Origin of the sequence: Pectobacterium sp. F1-1 (assembly GCF_025643735.1) — a bacterium.
GTDB lineage: Bacteria > Pseudomonadota > Gammaproteobacteria > Enterobacterales > Enterobacteriaceae > Pectobacterium > Pectobacterium colocasium.
In genome coordinates, this window is record NZ_CP104733.1 from 3,118,733 (window position 1) to 3,138,639 (window position 19,907).

Here is a 19,907-nt window from a genome sequence, read left to right on the forward strand (position 1 = left end):
ATTTTTCTGCTGGTAACATGCTGAAAATAATGGAATTGACAAGGGTTGCTTAAAAAGAAAACAGAGCGTGGACATATCCTGTCACAAGGCATGCATACAGGATACCCGGCTAGGACGAGAGGAGTATGAATAATGGATTCTTAAGAATCCATTATTGAGAAATAGAAAGAAGGTGTTAAACAGGACAGTGAGTACCAGACAAAGAATGCGAATATTATCCTCAACCCAACGTGATGCCCGACAGTAATGTTGGATGCGATGTATATTGCAATTCAGTTTCCGTCCATGGAGGCTTTTAGGATCAACATGCAAATCATCCACACTTAAAAAAACCAGTGCCAAAACGCAGTGGCTGCATTCACAATTCCCTCGCGCACCGAGCCCAGACTATCACGCACCGACCTTGGTAGTGGGATCTCTTCCACTATCCGGGTGAACAATTCCCCCAGAAGGGCACCGAAATCCTTTCGGGCGGTACTCTCTGCTTCTTTTGTTCTGTGCTCTGTTCTGACCTGACGAAATACACCACTGCTTGCCTCTGATGGTAGCGCGTGTACCAGTGTTTCCACCAAACGAGCCAAGTTATAACCGGCTTTTGCTGAAACAGCGTGCACCGGGTATGGTGTGGAGAACTGACGGGAGACAGTTACACTTCGTGATGTAAGCGTTAGCAACTGAGCGATGGAAGGTTGATGGGTTTCACGGTCCCATTCCAGTGATGGTTCAGCCTTATCGGCCTGGTTGATCACAAACACGATACTGGCGGGTGAAACACCGCATCTCAGCAGAAAGCGGTGAAAGTCTTCATCGCTGGCACAAGCACGGTCATCAGCCTTCATGACCCAGAGAATAAGATCCAGTTTTGGTAACTGCTCTTGATACAGTTGCTGGTATTCCTGGTCGCGCTCAAGGGATTCGCCAGCACCGGGTAAATCAACCAGCGTCATACGCCGTCCTTCTATTTCCAAGGTAAAGCGTAGTGGCCTGCGGGTGCATCCCTCCACATCGCTGACCGGACTGAGTGGTCGCTGGAAAAGGGCATTACAGAGAGATGATTTACCTACTCCAGTTTTACCCATAATACCAATAACTGGCTCGTAATGAATACACTGGCGAATACGCTCGATTACTCTATGGGTAAGATATTCAGGAAAAAGGGATAAATGTTTCTTCAGGGCAACAATGCCCTGTTCGGTGTTATCAGTCATAAAACCTCCGGATATAAAATAAAAACATACGCCAGTATCTCTACTGGTTTATTCAGGTGGATAATATAGGTTTTAATTTATTTTTAATTAAATTTTCTAGGGCTATCTTGAGAATGGCAGAAGGGAGGTTAAGAAGCTGTGTCTTGTGTACAATAGGATTTTTACATATTTTTCAGACCCGCTATTATATGTAATAACAATTGCTAACTTGAGAGTAAAAACAATGATCTATTTGAAGTAATAATCGAAATTTTCATGAGTTTCTTCTTCTATTGCAGTTGTGAATTAGTCTCCAGTGATACTTGTCGGGTTGGTAATATATTAATATAGTCATAAGCAATATCTTTATGCATGAGAATTAATATAAAAACACATTGATTCATTGGTGATAATTAATTTACATACAAGAGTTTATTCCATCTGCGCATATCTAATTCGTGACAGTGGTTATTTGTAAAATTAGTTAATCATATCATAGTCACCACTCCATTAGCTGTATTAATTATGCACACTCAAGCATATCACTCGTTCCACAAAAAGTAATTTATCACTGCACAACACATTCTATTGAATAAACTAAATAACATAAGGTAACAACATATGAGCATCAATACTAACAACTACGGCACACTGAATCAAAATTACATGAAACGTATTCAGGACACCATCAATAAAGCACTTAATGAATACCCAAGAGTCATGGTGTTAAGGGTCGACCTTCGCTTGCCTGATATTAACACAGGTTTATATAACACAGACTCTGGATTAATTACTCGTTTCACTGTTTCCTTGAAAGCTCAAATTGAAGCTGATTTGTTGAAAAAACAAAATTCAGGCAAACGGGTTCATTCCTGCCATGTTCGTCATATCTGGGCGAGGGAGTTTAATGAGTATGGCAAGAAACATTATCACGTGGCATTACTCTTCAACCGAGAGTCATATGCGTTTCCGGGAAGCTATACCTCCACGAATGGAGAATATACCCACAACCTAGCATTAATGATTATGGAGGCCTGGATGAGGGCTCTTGGGCTTAATACCATCGTTAATTATCAACAGTATTATCCCCTGACAGAATTTCCGGTTAATTGCTACTACCACCTGAGTAAAAACAGTGATGATTTTTCGACTCAGTTTTCAGCCATAACAGACAGGGTTAACTATCTTGCAAAAGAGTACAGCAAAGATAATTTAGATGGTCAGCGCAACTTTGGCTGCAGTCAGTACTGATTGAGCTGAAATGTATTTTTCTACTGATGAAAGGAATGTTATGACAGAGCACCAGGATAACAGTAATGGAATACCTGGAGCTTCTGTCTTTCATTCCTTTTAAGACAGAGAGAAATAGTCATGACTAATTCAAATTCTAACCAGAGTCTGTTTAACGATAAAATGGTAGATATGGTATTCATCACTGAATTCACAGGGCTCAGTGATAAATGGTTCTACAAGCTCATCAGCGATGGTCAGTTCCCTAAGCCAATTAAATTAGGGCGTAGCTCCCGGTGGTTAAAGAGTGAAGTTGAAAACTGGGTTAATAAGAGAATCTCTGATTCACGTGGTTGATTGCTGATAATATTTTCAATCTAGTTAATTTTTATAAAATCGAACATCATGCCTCATGTAAAAATGAACCATAGCGATTTATAATATTTCCAACTCTTTTTACAGGCAAGATTCTAACATATCACAACCAGCTCTATTTATAGTCAAAAATCATCATTACGATCAAAAAAACACAGCTTCAGTTGCTACTGTAGCAACTGAAGCCAATTAAAAACAATTCACAAACTTTAGTGTGGGCATTTTTTAACCAACTGAATGATGATGAGATTTGCGTGTTACGCCTTCATCCGAAGGCCATAAATTTTCGATATCTCAATGTCTAGTATTAAATTGCATATCAAAACTGACTTAAATCACACTTATCTTGTAAGGCCTTCCCTTCGTATTATCCCTCGATTGAATAATCGCACATGGAGTATAAGGCATGAAACCTTGAGGCAGATTGAAAACACCATTAGAATGATGAAGAGTAACGAATAAAGCGCCATTGGAATTCATCTGGATAACTCCAAAACATCCCTGACTGATTAACTGATTTAGTACTGGCGTCAATCTTTCAGTACGTCTAAGACGATGGGGGCCATATTTTTCCAGGTCATTTTTCAGAAATGCGGCTCCATTATTTTGTCTTATTCTGTTCATTATCCAAGAATATAGCTCACGAACATCTAGCTCAAACTGACAACGTTCTGACATAGGGTAAAACAACAAACTTGCCTGATTTAAATACCAATCCACAATTTTCATTGCACATTCTAAAGTACCAGATGGGATTTCCTCAGAGTTATCATCGTAAAAATACTGAAGCAAAGCTGCTATTCTTAAGGTATTTGCACTAGCCTTTGATGCTATATCTCTAATATGCTCCCATTCATTTCCTAGGGACATTTTCTTTTCTATCTCTGAACGGTTATTTTTCCAGAGAGGCAGAGCATTTTCCGTAAGTTTTAGTTTTTTCTTTTGCGCGGTGGTATCATAAATCTGGGTTTTATTTAACTCCAGAAATTCTGAAACTCTTTCATGAAAAATATTTAAATCATGTTCTGCTGCTATAGATTCTTGAGTATTACCACGTAATCCAATTGTACTTTCACCCCAAGCAAAAAGAAATCGGGACATAAACCCGCTAGATCTCGCTAGGCCACCATGTTTTTTCAGGTAGTCCATAAATACTCCGGGCTGGGACATTAATGAAAAAGTCAGGCGTGGAGTCATCTGATAAATTTCACCTTCAGCTCGACGAAAGTCAAATACCTCACCATCCCAGGCTTTATTCAGTAGCCCGGGATTATTCTTCAGATAACTTTTAAAAAAGGTAATCGCTTCATCGGAAATGAACCCGGCTTCAGGATGCTCACTGAGTCCTTCAACGAGAGCTTTTAACGAGGTGTCTTCATAGATGAAATTCGGTCGTACTGGGCGTCGAGGTTCACTCTCAGCATGCTTATTTATTTCCTGCTCTTCATTCTCTCCGGGGTAACCTTTTCTAATAGCCTGCCTGAGATTGCTTTCGAGTGCTTGTTGTCGAATTTTCCAGATTTTAACTTTTTGCTTATAATTGACTAATTGCTGCTCATATTGCTGTATGAGTTCTGATGCGAACGCATAACAGGGCTTCATGATCTGCTTATTAATTGTTGTTTTTCCTTCACCTGATTCTGCTATGGTCATCAGATAAAGTGAACAGGGTTCCGACATGTTTGTATGAGGCTGTATCACCTCAATCAGTGACTGGCAGGCCAGTGATGTTGCCGCCAACACAACATTACCAATCATTTCAACCGGAATTTGGGTATTGCTCTGTAATGCCCGAATAACATTTCTCAGTACGGGAGGAAAGGACTCCACTGGATAAGGCGGCAATGATTTTTTTACGGGGTTGTGTAGCCCTGGGGGGGTTGCCGTTGTGAAATTATAAACATCAGGGTACATACTCATATTTCTTTACACCTTCGTTATTCTGGATCGAGGCAACATGATTCAGCCAGCATAAAACAGAATGCCTTACAGATGAAAGAACTTGTATGTCCGTAAGTAGGTACCGTATGAAGCACTTTCCGCCGTTGGTAACAAAGGTTACATCTTGTTCTACAAGTATGCCTATCTGCACTTAAATAAATTGGGAAACGGTCTCCAGCAGTTATTCAACTGCGAATACGCTCCCCCATAATGCAGAAATTGCTAACACTACTTTGCTGGTTAGTAATTGGTTAACAAACCGCTTACCCAAGAATCTTATCATTGAACCGCAAAAACAACATACCAATTCAGGTGTGGATTAACACCCGCCTGCGCACTCAGCCAACACTACGGGCGGTGATTGAAGAATATGTCTTCTTCGCCTGCTTTGGTTACTGGGCAGACTACCAACCTGCTTAATTTTCATGCCGTTACGTGAACACTGATTCAGAGCGCTTTTGATCGGTAACACCGATCGATACGATCGCATCGATCTATCAAAACGATTATCTTTTGATCGTCAGCGTCGATAAGCTATTGCTGAGAATAACCATAACGTAATGTTTTATCTGTTTTTATTTCCATTATCGGGAAGAACTGACTATTGCCTTTTGTCCGGTAAATCAATAATCAGCAGATAAAACTCACCCGTTATTTTTGCCAAATTAGGACTGGTGCGCAATGACGCCGATTACCTCTCTTCATTTAACTATACTGAATCAACAGGGTAAATCGGCCACCCGATTGAGCCAGGCGATTGAACGGCTTTCATCGGGCCTGCGCATCAATGGCGCGAAGGATGATGCTGCGGGCCAGGCGATTGCCAACCGGATGACTGCCAATCTGAATGCCAACAGCGTCATCATCAACGGAATGAAAGATGGCCTCAGCCTGATGCAAACGGCCGAGAGCGGGCTCAGTGCCATCAATAACCTGATACAACGCGGCAGGCAACTCGCGGTGCAGGCGGCAAACGGCACGTTGTCAGATACCGACCAGGCCAGCCTGAACGGCGAATATCAACAAATCAGGGAAGAGATCGACCGCATCGCTTCATCGACACAGATCTTTGGCCGCTATCCGTTGGCACCTGCTGAACCGGGCCCTCAGCCTGCCAAATTAGGGGAAACTTTGCCACTGGCTGGAAAGTTTCCCGTCCCCAATATCAATCATCAATTTCCTTCTGGGGTCATTTCGCTGGCTTACATTCCTGCTGGCGCAAAAAACATCACCATAACCATCGACTCATTAAGCGCCGATGACGATATCCAGCTATTCGCGCGAGATGGCAAGCATCTGGCCGGTACACCCGCAGTAGGCACAGACGCCGATATCGTCTGGTCAGCAAACGGTGTGACAGATGAAAGCACCATCAATACCGCCGTGATTACGCAAGATAACGGTTTTTTACCTGGAGCCACCTACTCGGCAGATTCGCTGCTGCAAGCCGGGGAATACAATATCAATACAGGGGCACAGACCACTTATCAGGGTATGATCATCACCTACAGCGGTGATGGTGACCGTTTTGAAGATGCCAACACCGGGGGCTTTAACGATGGAAATGTGGGCGCAGCAAACCGACTGGAAAAAATTCACATTGATGAGGTGACAGAAGATCTGATTGTCATTGTGGTTGGCAGCGGCGTGTTTTACAGCAACGCAAGCTGGGATGAACTTCCCACACCGACAGAGCCAGCCCCGCCACTGCCGCCCTCCGTACCAATCAGCAAGGAAACGACATTTGTCGTCGGGGCAAGTTTCGGTGATGAGTTGCAAACGGTCACTATCAACCCAACGCCAGCAGATAGCCAGTCACTGGGGCTTTCCTCTGTGACGCTAAGTACACCAGAACAGGCCAGCGCGGCATTAGCCACATTCGATAACGCACTGAAAACTCTGGACGGTTACCGCAGTGAGTATGGCAGCCAGATGAACCGTTTTGAATCCGTCACTGCCGTGCTGTCACAGGAGAAGGTTGCAATCGCTGCCGCCCGCTCACGCATATTGGATGCGGATTACGCCATTGAGGTTTCCGCGATGGCAAAATCCCAGATTCTACAACAGGCTTCCCTGTCCGTATTGTCACAAGCCAACCAACTGTCGGGAAACGTATTAAAGCTCTTACAGGGATGACGTGCCGCCATAAACATCACGTTGTTATTTTTCTATCGAATTGCGATCGCCATGAGTATTGAAATATTCAGCCGCTGCCCTTTCACCACGGCGGCGTTTACCTGTCTGGGAAATAGGGGTAACGGTAATGTGCCAATCACTGTTGTTGATATTGAACACGGTATCGACATGGCACTATTAACCCACATCATTACCACTGAACACCGGACATTAATTATTATTCTCAACAACCGCAGACATGCACCGGTGATGGTAGCTAAAAAGGTATTGCTATTATCAAAACACGCACCGATGAGTACGATTAAAAAAGTGATCTCTGCCCTGTCATCGTTCAAAGAAATAAAAGGCAAGACGATATCGTTATCACCAAATGAGAAAATATTCTTCGGTTATTGGCTGGACGGAATAGCAATACAAACCATCGCAAAGAAAATGGCGATAACCCATAAAACCGCCAACAATATGAAAAATAATATCTACAGGAAATATGGCATAAAGGATCTGCTCACCTTTTTACTCATCGCCAGAATTTCACATATGCAAAGTATCGCTGACGCCGAGCATCACAGGGTTATCTACGTTGATAAGGTGGCGTAAAGTCGGCCAGTTAGCACCCCATAAATCATTGCTGCTTTATATGCTACAAGTCAATCAGCAAGGGCATTCGTGCTTGTTTCACTAGGGCGATGAAATCCACCGACAATCCTGACGTCTGCTAAACACTTTTGAGCTACAGTGCCATGCTCCAACTTAATAACTACTGTTGATCGTTATCAACACTTTCCTCACACCCAAGCCAGTAAAATGGACGAGTAAAGGGATCGCTTCATCACAACAGAACCTTTTAAGAAAAGCCAAATTCTGCCGATAAATAGTGAAGGATTATTTGTAATACCCTTAGTCAAGTGACATCCAACCATTTGACTGACACGCCCTGACAGTAACGAGGCGTAATTTGATAAGGAAATGCTACAGGGGTACTGCACATGAGCGGACATGAAGTCATGGTTCAGAGAATTACCGTTATTATTTCGCAACTTTATCAATACGGTTTTATCTCACGCGAAAAGCTGATAGATGAATTCAAAATCAGCGAACGCACACTGTATCGCGACCTTAATCGTCTGGGTGATCGTATCGCCCATGATGGTGATGGTATCTACAGATTGTCCCCAGTTTACGCCAAATCTCAGTCACTTAAAGAATTACAAAGCCTCCTCAGTACATTAGGTATGGAAGAACTAATTCCTGTCCAAAAACTCTTATCTCAGTCAGATTTCACTTCATTAAGCATACGTTCACTTCCGGGGGACCCCGAAGCCAAACGTATACTGGAGAATAACTACAATCTGTTTGATAAAGCGATTCGTGAAAGCAGCATCTGCGAGTTTCACTATAAAGACAAACACCGTAGCGTTTCACCTTATAAGCTTATGAATATTAAAAGTGTTTGGTATCTTGGCGCAGTAGAGAACGGAAGCGTTAAAGGATTTCAACTCACTAAAATCCGTTGGCTGAAACTGACATCACTACGTTTCAAGCCAGAATCTCACATAAAGCAATATTTTGCTGAAGAAGATGATGTCTGGTTCTCTCTTCATAAACAGACTGTACACATTAAGATTGCAGCAGATGTCAGCTACTACTTTCAACGGCGCAATGTATTACCCGCACAGAAATTAATACGAAAAGAACGCAATGGCGACTTGATAGTACAAACGGAAATGGCGCATGAAAACCAACTATTTCCACTTTTACGATATTGGCTGCCAAACCTCACCATTATAGATCCTATTAACCTACAACAACGTTTTTATCAGTTGCTCAATCAGCAGTTAGCTGCAATAGAAATAAATTGTGGGGATACTTTCAACACTATGCAAAAGGAGTAAAAAATGTTACGAGGCTCAGAAAGGAAAGATGCGTTATCCAGCTTGCAAACCACCACCAATAATTATGAAAAACAGGCTAAAAATGCCCAGGAAAAAATCACAGATCTCTTCTTATTACGTCAGAGATGTGGCAAAGATTTAATTCCCCGTGTGGAAGGTTTTGTAAGTCGGCTAGCCAATAAACCTAAAGAATTTGACAAGTCATGGGAAGAACTGAAAACGGAAATTGCTGAATTTGATAATGTTGTCGAAAAACTTGAAGAAGAATATCGCTCATCGCACGTAGGTAAAGGGACTGCTGCTGCAGGAGTCGCAGTAGGTGCAGGGGTAGCCGCATTTGCACCTACAGCAGCACTAGCTGTAGCAACAACTTTTGGAACGGCATCAACAGGAACAGCGATTGCTACATTAAGTGGTGCAGCCGCGACGAATGCAGCTTTGGCATGGTTAGGTGGGGGAGCGCTAGCAGTTGGCGGCGGGGGGATGTCAGCTGGTAGTGCACTACTTGCACTCGCTGGGCCTATTGGCTGGGGTATTGGCGCTGTGGGTATTGCGGGGGGAACATTACTTGCACGTCGCAAGAACGGAAAAATTATTGAGGAAGCTCAGAGGGAAGAACGTCAGGTTCGTGCCAAGACTAGCGAACTCAGGGTAATGGAACGCAGTGCGCAAGAATTGAAAGTGTTGACATCAGAGCATTATCAAGGGACTGAAAACATCGTTGATGTACTGGAAAAAACTGCACCGCGAGACTACAGACAGTTTAATACAAACCAGACAGCTCAATTAGGGGCATTAATTAACCATATCAATTCGTTATCAAAACTGATCAATAAGAAAATTCAGTGATGAAAAATACCAATATGCATAACGCAGTAGGCGATCAACTTATCGGCAGTGCTGTTAATTCTCTCAATCAGATTCGCATAGAACATGAATTGTTCAGGTTGTCACAGCAAGATCGAGCGTTTGAACTAGCTGGCGAACAGATACAAAAGGTACGTGACTTCATTGCATCCCCTAATAATATTCTGGGCTCGATGGCTACCAAACATGGCGAGATTGCTGAACAAGTTGAGGTTGGGGTGCGTAACGCTCGTCAGGCGGTCGATGAAGGGCTTGTTGATGAATCTGCTTTACGCGCAACATTTAACGGGGTGGGCCGCACAGCTCCTGCGGACTACAAGATCGATGGCTTTGAAGTACAGTCAAAATTTATAAACGGCATTAATAACAATCTAACGCATGTCCTGAAGCACATGGAAACCTATCCTGACTTCACAAAGGGTGAACCATTTTACCATATCCCCAAAGATACCTGGCAGACCATTCAGGATGTAATTGACGGGAAACCAGTTGAGGGATTGAGCGAAAAAACATTGCAGGCCATCAAGAATAAGGTTGCCGATATTGAGAGCGCGACGGGGAAACCATTCGCCGATGTTGTACGTCCAAGTGTCTCTGATTATAAAGACGTTCAGTGGGGAAAAATCGACGAAACGCTTGATAAGCATGATCAGGAATTAGCAAAACAGAACGAAGCCAAAAAAGCGGAGATTATCGACGATCACCAACCATCTCTGAGTGAAGGAATGCGTGCAACAGCGATGGGGGCTGCTTTCGGCGGTTTTTTTGCACTTGGAGCAGGGATATATAGCAAATATCGTGAGGGTAAAAATATTTTTCATGGAGAGTTCGATGTGCAGGACTGGCAGGACGTTGGATTGGATACACTCAAAGGTGCTGCTATCGGCGGGGTATCCGCTGGAGCGATTTATACCCTAACTAACTATGCCTCTATGGGGGCTCCATTTGCCAGTGCGCTGGTCACCGCTGCTAAAGGAGTGGGAAGTCTTGCAATCTCTTATCAGCGTGGTGAGATAAATATTGATGAGTTTACTGATCTCGGACTTATCATCTGCGCTGAGTCTGCAATCGTCGGAGCTATGTCCATCGCAGGTCAAGCGTTAATTCCCGTACCTGTTCTTGGCGCATTAATTGGCTCCATCTCAGGGAAGTTTATGGTTGCTGTTGCCAAAGGTCTGGACAGTAAAATACGTCGAGCTCTACAGGCAAGGATGGACGACTTTACTCGCCGTCTGGACGATGTTGAGCAGCGAGTGCTTAATCGTATTCTGTCCGACTTCGCCGCATTGGGCGAACTAACAGAAGCTGCTTTCAGCGTAAAAAATAACATCCATCTGTTGGAGAGCAGTATTACTCTGGCACAAGCCTATGGTGTTGAGGAAAGCAAAATCATCAAAAACGCAGACGATCTAGATGCGTTTATGATGGCTTAACTTGATAAGTTTAAACAACGTTCAATGTAGACTACATGATGTTATAACTTATAGCAGAAGCAAGAAAACCATAAGGTAAATATAAGTTGTATTAGTGCCAACTTAATATTGAAGTCAGTAGCTCATTAAATTAGCCAATTATCTTTGCAAAAAATTTTTATATGCTAGTTATCCATAAGAATTGGATAACTAGCTATTTATTATTTAACTATTTGGATTTTGATGCGACTTGTAACCCATTAGCCACTTCGCGGAAAGCGGTTAATGCAGCTTCTAAATGTTCAATAATTTCGTGCTGTAGAACATCTGGTGGCGGCAAGTCTTCAAGATTATCCAGGCTGTCGTCTTTCAACCAAAAAATGTCAAGACTAGCCTTATCTCTAGCTACAAGATCTTCATAGCTGAAGAACTTGAAACGTTCAGTTTCTTGTCTTTTGTGACGATTTTTTGGGTTATAGCAAGCGATAAAATCCTGCAAGTCATTTAGTTTTAGCGTACGAGTCTTTAACGTAAAATGCTTGCCAGTACGCAGATCATAGAACCAAATTCCTTTTGTATGAATTTTCCCATCTTTAGGCTTTGCATCAAAGAACACAACGTTAGCTTTCACGCCTTGTGCATAAAAAATACCTGAGGGTAAACGCAGTATGGTGTGAACATCACAATTTTCCAGCAATTTCCGTCGAATCTTTTCCCCTACCCCACCTTCAAACAATACATTATCAGGCAGTACAACAGCCGCTTTACCGTCTAATTTCAGCATACTTACTATATGCTGCAAAAAGTTTAGCTGTTTGTTAGAAGTCGTTTCCCAAAAATCCTGACGCTCATAAGTCAACGCATCGTGGTCTTCTTCACCTTCTTCGTTAGTAATAATCATGCTGCTCTTCTTGCCAAATGGCGGGTTGGCCAGCACGTAATCCACTTTAATTCTAGGCTCAGAAATTAAGGCATCAGCACGCTCAATAACGGGTTCACCATTCAGCTCACCGATATTATGCAAGAACAGATTCATTAGGCACATGCGACGAGTATTAGAAACAATCTCATTGCCATAAAATGTTCCTTCACGTAAAAAACGTGCCTGCTTACTATTTAACTTTGGGATTTCACGAGACAACCAAGCTTTATTTTCTTTTATCCATTGCCCAGTACCAGATAGCCACTCATTAGCAACCAAGAAGAAACCACCTGTTCCACAAGCAGGATCAGCTATGGTTTTCATAGGGACTGGCTGAATACAAGCTACTATCGCTTGTATGATTGCCCGAGGTGTAAAATACTGCCCAGCCCCACTCTTAGTATCTTCGGCGTTCTTTTGCAGCAAGCCTTCATATAGATCACCTTTAGTATCGGAATCAAGACTAATCCAACGTTCAGCATCGATTAGCTGAACCAACCGAGAGAGCTTGGCTGGGTCTTGAATCTTATTCTGAGCTTTAAAAAAGATAGCTCCAAGCATCCCTGATTGCTGCCCTAGTTTATGCAAAGTTGCCAAATAATGGGCTTCTAACGGTTCCCCTGTTTTACGGCTCAAACTGTCCCAGTCATAGCCTTTAGGAATCTTTGTTTCGTGGTTATATGGCTCTTGTGCATATTCGTGAGCTAACTTCAGAAACAGCAAATAAGTCAACTGTTCTAAATAATCCCCATAGCCAACACCGTCATCGCGAAGAGTGTTGCAGAAATTCCAAAGTTTCTGGACAAGGGTGCTTGCGTTCATATCAGGCCTCTAAGAGTTCTTGTATCCAGGGATGAGCTTCGCTTCGCTGCCCCCGTAGAAGAAAATGCATGTCGCCACTGTAAGGCGAATCGCGGTCAATGGCTCGTCGCAATCGCGCAGCAACGGCCTTGAAGTCACCCGCGCGATTTAGATCTTGCGTTGCCAGCTCGAATAAGCGTTTGCCCTCATCTATATCAGACATCAGTTGAACTACTGCAGCATGGCGTCGCTTGCATGTCGGTTCGTAGTGAAGGTGATAAATTTCGATGGACGCTTCAGCTCGTTGCTTAGAGATAGGGTCAGTACTGGCTGCACATGGCTGACCATTTTCTTGATGGCAACCAAGTAGGCGCCAGTCTGAAATCTCGCAAGGGTCTAGTAACAGTGGTTGCTCAGCAGTTACAGACCCTACTGAGTAAACACGCTGTGCTTCGTTAACCAGAGGAAAGCGATCAGCCTTACCACCAACTGTACCACCCTCTTGATCCTTACGCCGACTGTTGCAAAAGGTACAAGCATAGCGGAAATTGCTTTCGTCAAAAGCCAACCAGCGATAGCCTGCGTGAAAATTGGCTGCATCACTGACGCGATTCTTTGGACGGAAGTGATCAACAGCGTTGTCTGACCGGTCCACGGGGGATTCGCAGTACCAACATTTGTCGTGTAAAAGCGTAGCCAGCCCATCTTTGAGGGCACGCCAAACCTGATCGTAGTCGTTCGGATTCTCGCCAGTAGCGACTGCCTGAGCAGCAGTTTGAGAGCGTTGAGTCCAGCCAGTTGGCTTCACAAGTCTTGAGCGATCGACATACCTCATGAAGCAGCCCCTTCAGGTGGATTCGCAGAGCCGGACAGCAGTTCGGCGATAAGCCGTTTAGCCAGTTCCTCGCGCTCAGCCCGAGACATTTGCACCACATGTGTGGCGAGTTGTTTGGGCTGTGCTGTTTCAAATTTCTGAACCAGCAGGTCATTGCGCAACCGTAAGTAGCGCGAGTACTCGTCATCGGGGTGGAAAAAGCGGAATCCAAGCCGATCCAATTGCGCGTTTGTGAGGTCTAAGTCATTCTGCTCTTGTTCGGTAAGTTTTTCCTTGGCTGCGAAAGCTCGCTGGGTCTCCAAAAGTTCCTGTGTTGGGAGATCGAGTGACGATGCAATCCCGAACATATCACTGGTCACGATTGCCGCATACCCCATCCCTCGTGGAGCCATCTCTGGGTAACAGGCCACAACTCGTCGTTGCTCATTCTCTTTGGTCATCCGCAGGATCTGTACTTGTTCACGATCCAGTTCGGCAATAGCAAGTGGGTTATGAGTTGTCAGTAAGATGTGACTTGTCTCTTCTTGCTTAGTACCACTAGCAATAAACTGTTTTAGGTATGAGATATAATCCACACTCCACCTAGGGTTCAAATGAGTATCCGGCTCATCCAATAAAAACAGACTTTCGTCTTCGGCAGTAAAGCGCAGGAGCCCTAGTACTGTCAGTAACTGTTGTTCGCCTTCGCTGAGCTCTCGAAAGGTCACATACCCTTCGTTTTTCTTTAAACGAACGCGAATACGAACCTCTTCGATCAGTTCAGAGACATAAGTGCTTTCCAAATCCCGAAAGAATTCGGCTGGCGCTTGACTGCCGACCAAGCGCCGCAGCGCATCAATATCCTTTATATAGAGATATTTAAATTGCAGTGTTTCTTTGTTCCAGATAGAAGTTGACACACGCCGTGATACCTCAATCGGTGCCAATGCAATGTCATAGAGGTGCGATAAGAAATCACGCACGACTCCTCGTGCATTCCAGAAGCGACTATCCCCATCTGGAGCTTTGGATTTCCATGGTGGTTGTCTCAACACAAACAGTACAGATTCAATCCCCTCATCTGGATCGAGACCTAAATGCTCATCCAGAAAGTTCCTAACAATATCAGACTGTTGAATCAGAAAAGCGAGCAGGACGAATTGGCTGTGTACCGGCATGGCATAGAACAATCGTTTTAAGCCAGGATCTTCACCATTGCGTAGCTTACTATCATAACTTTCCAAATAAGGCCGGAAAATCTCGTGCATACGCGAACTTTCGCCCGAATAGTAGCTGAATACATAACGAGGAAGATGCTCAACACCAGCATTCAAAAAGGTACTAAATTTTATCACTCTGCCACGTAGAGCTGAGACATCTCCCTCCCCATCGAGGAAGGGAGCGAAAGTTCCCTTACCATGGGCCTCTGCATCCGTCGCAACATGGATAATAAAAGATTCTTTTTCTCGATCAGGATCAGCATCAATATGAATGTACCGGAGACTATCGCCAGCCCCCATACGATAAGACAACTGAAAGGCAAAAACTGGCGAGCGTTTTTTGGCGATTAAATCACGAAAAATTATAGCCAGTGCCTCTAGCACATTTGACTTGCCCGTACCGTTCCAACCAATTACCACAGTAACCCAATGATCCTGATCGAAATCGATAATGACATTCTTCAGGTTTTTGAACTGGTGGGTTGGGCTGTCTTTAGGGCTGCCTATAGTGAGCTTATCCAAACGCATAGCTTAACCTACCAACTTTAGGCGATCGCCAATTTTGCGGCCTTCTTCGTCCATGACCACATCAACTAACAACCGTTTATCTTTATCCAACACTCGCAACTCGGCATACAGCATTTCAACCTCTTCGGTTTGAGCACTATCAGCTATCCCACAGAGCTGAAAAGCATCTTGTGCTGGTAACCAGTCGCTCGCTTCAGTGAGTACATCAACTAATTTGCGGGTCACAGTCGAGAGCTCCTTTTTTTTGTTCTTGGTTCTGCGCGGTTTAGGTTGTTTAGCTTGTTCCGCGAGTTGGATACGGATGCGTTCCAGCAGCACGCTGGCAGGTTCATCATTAGGCTCCTGCGTTACTAATTGCCCAGAGAATGCGGCACGCAGAATATTTTGGCGTTGGGCGCTGCATTGTTTGAGCGATAAATCGATAGCAGCCAATTGTACAAAAGCATCGTTGTCTGCTTCGCCAACCATCCGCACAATTAGAGATTGTTCATTGGCTGGTGGTACAGGGACCGCTAACTTACTGAATCGACCAAGGCTTACCTTTTTTTGGGCTACACCTTTAGTCATTGGCTCAATTTGACGCTTTCCAACATTCGAATTGATCGCTATTTTCAAAAATAATGGGTTCATTAATTCGCCACAGCATCGAATTTTTATGCAATCTGCCGTGATAATCGCGGGAGGCTGATCGTCTGGATATACGTCTGCATCCCCTGGTGGCTCGCCCATTTTTGTAACTATGACATCACCCGGCATTACACCATGCGCACTTAGCTCGTTTGCTTTTACCTGTGATACAAACCTGGTGTTCTCACCACCGTAATTGCCTGAGCGAATATTGCGAACAAAGACCAAAGGCACACCTGAAGCACGGTAATCAGAAACTTTAAGGTTGCTGCCAAATGGTCCTATAGCAAGGCTGTATTGTTCATCAGAAGCAATTTGTTCCACACTCGCCCAAACCCACCCCTCCGGCAGTTGCGGTAAATCAGTAGTATCGGGTTGCACCGGCTCAGGGTATTTTTTCTGCCAGTCCTTCGGTGGTTTTTTGCCCTGCTCGGTAAACTTGGCCAACTGCTTGGCTTCCCAGCGAGCGCGGCGCTCAAGCAGAATGCGTTCCAACAGTTGTGATCCACTCTCGAACGGTGGGTTGCTCTCTCGCCACTCTGCTGTCAAAGTCCCTTCGACGGCGGCTTTGAGCAATGACTGGCGATACTGGAAAAGCTTTTTCTGTGCAGTTTTAAGCTCGGCTACACCCGCATCGAGATCTGCCAGTAGCTCTTCGAGTTTGGTGACGATGCGGGTTTGTTCAGCACGGGGAGGCACTGGTAGTTTCAAAGTACTTAAGTTACCGCGAGAAATTCGTTTTCGTGTTGAACCACTTTGCAATGAATGAATATCGGCTCTGAATGATGGTGCGTTGATGAAATGCATCAACCAAGAGCGATCAAAATGCTCTTCTCTTCCTCGGACAACACACACATCAACCACTGTTACTGACTGTTTATTATCGCCGGGGAACAAACATGCCCGCCCCAATGGGTCAGGCATTCTAGCTATCAGCACATCGCCACGTTTTAGGAATGTGCACCCCAATTCAATAGCAGTTGAGTGTGTGAGAAAACGATTCGACTTATTCAAGTACCGACCATCGCCAATATCAGCAAGTTGAATAAGTCGAATGTCACCAGTGGGATCTTGATCCTTGCTCTCAATCCAATCACCGTCTACAAAAATGCCATCATTAGAAATGAGTTCAGGTAAGCAGGCATATACCCATCCACACGGCAATTCTCTCACGCCACCAATTCCTTATTCATTTCGTTTATCAAGGTATCTAGTTCCTTATCAAATAGTTGCCAGGCCTTCTGCAACCCGCCCTTATCGGCCAGTTCGGCGTAGTCAAAGTCATCGCGCTGAATACTACAACTGCTGGCTATATGCTCTTTAATCAAGCGTAACCATTCGGTTTGCTCTGGGGTAAAGGCACTAGCTCGCTGAGCATTATGGCGGAAAATCCAGGTCTGGAAGCGCTTATCTACCTCATCGGCAAAAGGTTTGAGTTCACTCTCCAGCCCCAGTGCAAAACGGACCAGCGAGACCAGATCGGTGAGTTGACGTTTGCGCTCAACTCCCTTGACCTGGTTAGTCTGAACCCGCTCATAGGCACTCCATAGTCGTTCAGTGGTCAGCATCAATGGCGGCTTGGCGAGATGTTCGTGCAATTCCTCGATCATGTCAAAGGTCAATGCCCGTCGCTGGTAAGGTTGTTGATAGAAGAAGCTAAGTGCAGCAATTTCATCCTTATGCAGTTGAATATAACTCACAAATTCAGCAATATTAGCTTTAGCTTGGCTCTCAGCCTGTTCAGAGAAGCCGGAGAAGATGACCTGATCCAGGTTGATATGGTCAATCAGTTGCTCTCGCTCACGGCAAGCATTCTCAATAGCATCACGCAATGATGGTTTATCAAAAGGAGCACAAGCTTCAGCGACACGGCCAGCACGAGCAGCAGCTATCTCCTCAGGCAATAAGGTCTCTTCGTTACGGGTGAGTCCCTGTGAGAGAGTAATATCCAGCGCTGTAGCAACAATAGCATCGGGATCCAGTGCAGTGATCAAACCTTTACCGAGATCACCAATACTCAGTCCCCCAGAGGCTTCTTCAATCCTAGCCTTGGCTTTGTCATCCAACTGTTTGGCTAGCCGGACAAGACGATTAGCCAGTGACAAAACGGTGTCATCATCCCTACTCCCCATCGCGACACCCTGAAGTAGATCCTTCAGCGCAATATTCGGCTTTTTCTCTAGTGGGCGGCTCTCAGTTTTGAGCGATTTCTCCACCCCAACAGCATCAATCAGTACGAAGCAGCTTTTCGCGCCGTCAGCACTGTTACTCACACGCTTCAAGCTATCGCTATCAAGCGATCGCACACCCCGGCCTTTCATCTGCTCGTAGTAACCCTTGCTGCGAACATCACGCATAAACAGCAGAACTTCCAACGGTTTGATATCCGTACCAGTGGCAATCATATCCACTGTCACAGCGATACGCGGGTTGTAGTCATTACGAAAACTACTGAGGACACTATCCACATCTTCGTCCGATCGATAAGTGACTTTCTTGCAAAATGCATTCCCTTGGTCATAGATTTCACGCACTATATTGATGATGTCATCAGCGTGGCTGTCTGTTTTAGCAAAAATAAGTGTTTTGGGTGTCTCTTGCCGGGATGGAAAGATCTGTTTTTCAACTGCATTCTTCATCGCAAGGATCACTTTGCGGATCTGGCTGGGATTAACTACAGAACGATCCAACTCTTTCCCTGAATAAATGGTATCTTCCTCAGTTTCACTCCAACGCTTTTTGCGCGTTTGTCGGTCACGATGATCCACCCATTCTTTAGCTTTAAGTTCAGAACCTTTCTTGGTTATTTCCGTTTCGATTTCGTAGACGTCGTAACCGACGTTGACTCCATCAGCGACTGATTGTTCATAAGTGTATTCAGCCACAATGTTTTCGTTAAAAAAGCCAAAGGTACGCTTATCAGGGGTAGCGGTCAGGCCTACCAAACTGGCGTCAAAGTAATCGAGAACCTGCTTCCAAAGGTTGTAAATGCTTCGATGGCATTCATCGATAATGATGAAGTCGAAAGTCTCTACCGGAACAAGCGGATTGTAGCGGACCAGCTTTTCTTGCCGACTGGTTTGTTGCACCTCATTAAGAGAAACATCTTCAGCCGACTCGTCTATAGGCTCTCCACTTAGGATGGAATACATCCGTTGGATGGTGCTGATACACACCTGCGCATGAGGATCGACATTCGGAGAATTCAAACGTTGTACGTTATAGAGTTCGGTAAACTTACGCCCATCATCCGGCGGAGTGTAAGCCATGAACTCTTGATGTGCTTGTTTGCCGAGGTTACGAGTATCCACCAAAAAGAGAATACGCTTAGCACCGCCAAATTTAAGCAATCGGTACACCGAAGTGATCGCCGTAAAGGTTTTGCCCGCACCAGTAGCCATATGTACTAAAGCTCTCGGCTTATTCTGGGCCAACGATGCTTCCAGACCAGTTACTGCACTAATTTGGCAGTCGCGTAAATTACGCTCTGGCAAGGCAGGCATCTGCTCGGCCAAACGGCGTCGCAGGGTCTCTGGTTGATCCAGCCAGGTTGCCAAGGTTTCCGGTTTGAAGAAGTGGAAGATCTCGCGCGAGCGCGGGGAGGGATCCGCATTATCAGTAAAGCGGATGATTTGCCCCGTAGCTTGAAATAGGAAACGCAGAGGAGACGAGTCTTTCCGCCATTTCAGTTTGGCCGAAGCATAACGGTCAGACTGAGTCTCAGTTACTGTAATATTTTCACCAACGCTATCCCTTTTAGCTTCAATGACGCCGACCATATCCCGGTTTATGAACAACACATAATCCGCAGGTCCACTGTCTGTGGGGAATTCACGTATCACTACACCAAGGCCTGCCGACAGGTTAACTTGCTTCATATCCTGAATAATCCAACCGGCTTGTTCTAGCCTCGAATCGATTATCTGGCGCGCCTTCGCTTCTGGCGTCATACGTG

15 protein-coding genes are annotated in these 19,907 nt (G+C 44.7%); 8 read left to right on the forward strand and 7 right to left on the reverse strand.

Annotated features, from left to right (window positions below; all coding sequences use genetic code 11):
• Positions 1–323: 323 nt before the first annotated feature.
• A complete protein-coding gene (locus NAL19_RS13880; RefSeq protein WP_263057650.1) occupies positions 324–1,208 on the reverse strand; it encodes a GTPase family protein in 885 nt (294 codons plus the stop codon).
• A gap of 600 nt (positions 1,209–1,808) precedes the next feature.
• Here NAL19_RS13880 and NAL19_RS13885 point away from each other — a divergent pair.
• A complete protein-coding gene (locus NAL19_RS13885) occupies positions 1,809–2,438 on the forward strand; it encodes an inovirus Gp2 family protein (RefSeq protein ID WP_263057651.1) in 630 nt (209 codons plus the stop codon).
• Between the two features lie 120 nt (positions 2,439–2,558).
• A complete protein-coding gene (locus NAL19_RS13890; protein WP_180742785.1) occupies positions 2,559–2,774 on the forward strand; it encodes a helix-turn-helix transcriptional regulator in 216 nt (71 codons plus the stop codon).
• A gap of 348 nt (positions 2,775–3,122) precedes the next feature.
• Here the strand turns inward: NAL19_RS13890 and NAL19_RS13895 are convergent, their stop codons facing one another.
• On the reverse strand, positions 3,123–4,712 hold the full coding sequence (locus NAL19_RS13895; protein ID WP_317630287.1) for a YfjI family protein: 1,590 nt from the start codon (positions 4,710–4,712) through the stop codon (positions 3,123–3,125).
• Positions 4,713–5,015: 303 nt separating this feature from the next.
• On the opposite strand from NAL19_RS13895, the gene NAL19_RS13900 reads away from it, so the two are divergent.
• The 6 genes from NAL19_RS13900 to NAL19_RS13925 all read left to right on the forward strand — a co-directional run bounded on the left by NAL19_RS13900 (position 5,016) and on the right by NAL19_RS13925 (position 11,061).
• Positions 5,016–5,153 (forward strand): hypothetical protein, encoded by a 138-nt coding sequence (locus NAL19_RS13900; RefSeq protein ID WP_263057652.1) that lies wholly within the window; start codon positions 5,016–5,018, stop codon positions 5,151–5,153.
• A 261-nt stretch (positions 5,154–5,414) separates the two neighbouring features.
• On the forward strand, positions 5,415–6,869 hold the full coding sequence (locus NAL19_RS13905) for a flagellin (protein ID WP_263057653.1): 1,455 nt from the start codon (positions 5,415–5,417) through the stop codon (positions 6,867–6,869).
• 51 nt (positions 6,870–6,920) lie between these two features.
• The gene (locus tag NAL19_RS13910; protein ID WP_263057654.1) at positions 6,921–7,466 is read left to right on the forward strand and encodes a helix-turn-helix transcriptional regulator; all 546 of its coding nucleotides are present in this window, start codon (positions 6,921–6,923) and stop codon (positions 7,464–7,466) included.
• A 389-nt stretch (positions 7,467–7,855) separates the two neighbouring features.
• The gene (locus NAL19_RS13915) at positions 7,856–8,761 is read left to right on the forward strand and encodes a helix-turn-helix transcriptional regulator (protein ID WP_263057655.1); all 906 of its coding nucleotides are present in this window, start codon (positions 7,856–7,858) and stop codon (positions 8,759–8,761) included.
• A gap of 3 nt (positions 8,762–8,764) precedes the next feature.
• The gene (locus tag NAL19_RS13920) at positions 8,765–9,610 is read left to right on the forward strand and encodes a hypothetical protein (protein ID WP_103158361.1); all 846 of its coding nucleotides are present in this window, start codon (positions 8,765–8,767) and stop codon (positions 9,608–9,610) included.
• Complete coding sequence (locus tag NAL19_RS13925) at positions 9,610–11,061, forward strand: hypothetical protein (RefSeq protein ID WP_263057656.1); 1,452 nt, start codon at positions 9,610–9,612, stop codon at positions 11,059–11,061. Before NAL19_RS13920 ends, NAL19_RS13925 begins: the two co-directional genes overlap by 1 nt.
• Positions 11,062–11,269: 208 nt before the next feature.
• Here NAL19_RS13925 and NAL19_RS13930 read toward each other — a convergent pair whose 3' ends face one another.
• Genes NAL19_RS13930 through NAL19_RS13950 form a run of 5 tightly spaced genes read right to left on the reverse strand, consistent with a single transcriptional unit; the run spans position 11,270 to position 19,902 of the window.
• Entirely contained in the window at positions 11,270–12,784 is a 1,515-nt protein-coding gene (locus tag NAL19_RS13930; protein WP_263057657.1) for a class I SAM-dependent DNA methyltransferase, read from the reverse strand.
• 1 nt (position 12,785) lies between these two features.
• Positions 12,786–13,598, reverse strand: a complete 813-nt coding sequence (locus NAL19_RS13935; protein ID WP_263057658.1) for a hypothetical protein — start codon at positions 13,596–13,598, stop codon at positions 12,786–12,788.
• Positions 13,595–15,325, reverse strand: coding sequence for an AAA family ATPase (locus NAL19_RS13940; protein WP_263057659.1), 1,731 nt, complete (start codon positions 15,323–15,325; stop codon positions 13,595–13,597). Before NAL19_RS13940 ends, NAL19_RS13935 begins: the two co-directional genes overlap by 4 nt.
• Positions 15,326–15,328: 3 nt before the next feature.
• On the reverse strand, positions 15,329–17,125 hold the full coding sequence (locus tag NAL19_RS13945) for a restriction endonuclease subunit S (protein ID WP_263057660.1): 1,797 nt from the start codon (positions 17,123–17,125) through the stop codon (positions 15,329–15,331).
• Positions 17,122–19,902: a type I restriction-modification enzyme R subunit C-terminal domain-containing protein gene (locus tag NAL19_RS13950; RefSeq protein WP_263057661.1), complete on the reverse strand. Its 2,781-nt coding sequence runs from the start codon at positions 19,900–19,902 to the stop codon at positions 17,122–17,124. Before NAL19_RS13950 ends, NAL19_RS13945 begins: the two co-directional genes overlap by 4 nt.
• Positions 19,903–19,907: the final 5 nt, after the last annotated feature.

What these genes read in the sequence shown, in the direction of transcription:
- NAL19_RS13895 (WP_317630287.1), bottom strand. Translation starts at nt 4,712, where the DNA reads ATGAGTATGTACCCTGATGTTTATAATTTCACAACGGCAACCCCCCCA.
- NAL19_RS13905 (WP_263057653.1), top strand. Translation starts at nt 5,415, where the DNA reads ATGACGCCGATTACCTCTCTTCATTTAACTATACTGAATCAACAGGGT.
- NAL19_RS13925 (WP_263057656.1), top strand. Translation starts at nt 9,610, where the DNA reads ATGAAAAATACCAATATGCATAACGCAGTAGGCGATCAACTTATCGGC.
- NAL19_RS13935 (WP_263057658.1), bottom strand. Translation starts at nt 13,598, where the DNA reads ATGAGGTATGTCGATCGCTCAAGACTTGTGAAGCCAACTGGCTGGACT.
- NAL19_RS13880 (WP_263057650.1), bottom strand. Translation starts at nt 1,208, where the DNA reads ATGACTGATAACACCGAACAGGGCATTGTTGCCCTGAAGAAACATTTA.
- NAL19_RS13920 (WP_103158361.1), top strand. Translation starts at nt 8,765, where the DNA reads ATGTTACGAGGCTCAGAAAGGAAAGATGCGTTATCCAGCTTGCAAACC.
- NAL19_RS13950 (WP_263057661.1), bottom strand. Translation starts at nt 19,902, where the DNA reads ATGACGCCAGAAGCGAAGGCGCGCCAGATAATCGATTCGAGGCTAGAA.
- NAL19_RS13915 (WP_263057655.1), top strand. Translation starts at nt 7,856, where the DNA reads ATGAGCGGACATGAAGTCATGGTTCAGAGAATTACCGTTATTATTTCG.
- NAL19_RS13910 (WP_263057654.1), top strand. Translation starts at nt 6,921, where the DNA reads ATGAGTATTGAAATATTCAGCCGCTGCCCTTTCACCACGGCGGCGTTT.
- NAL19_RS13890 (WP_180742785.1), top strand. Translation starts at nt 2,559, where the DNA reads ATGACTAATTCAAATTCTAACCAGAGTCTGTTTAACGATAAAATGGTA.
- NAL19_RS13930 (WP_263057657.1), bottom strand. Translation starts at nt 12,784, where the DNA reads ATGAACGCAAGCACCCTTGTCCAGAAACTTTGGAATTTCTGCAACACT.
- NAL19_RS13885 (WP_263057651.1), top strand. Translation starts at nt 1,809, where the DNA reads ATGAGCATCAATACTAACAACTACGGCACACTGAATCAAAATTACATG.
- NAL19_RS13940 (WP_263057659.1), bottom strand. Translation starts at nt 15,325, where the DNA reads ATGCGTTTGGATAAGCTCACTATAGGCAGCCCTAAAGACAGCCCAACC.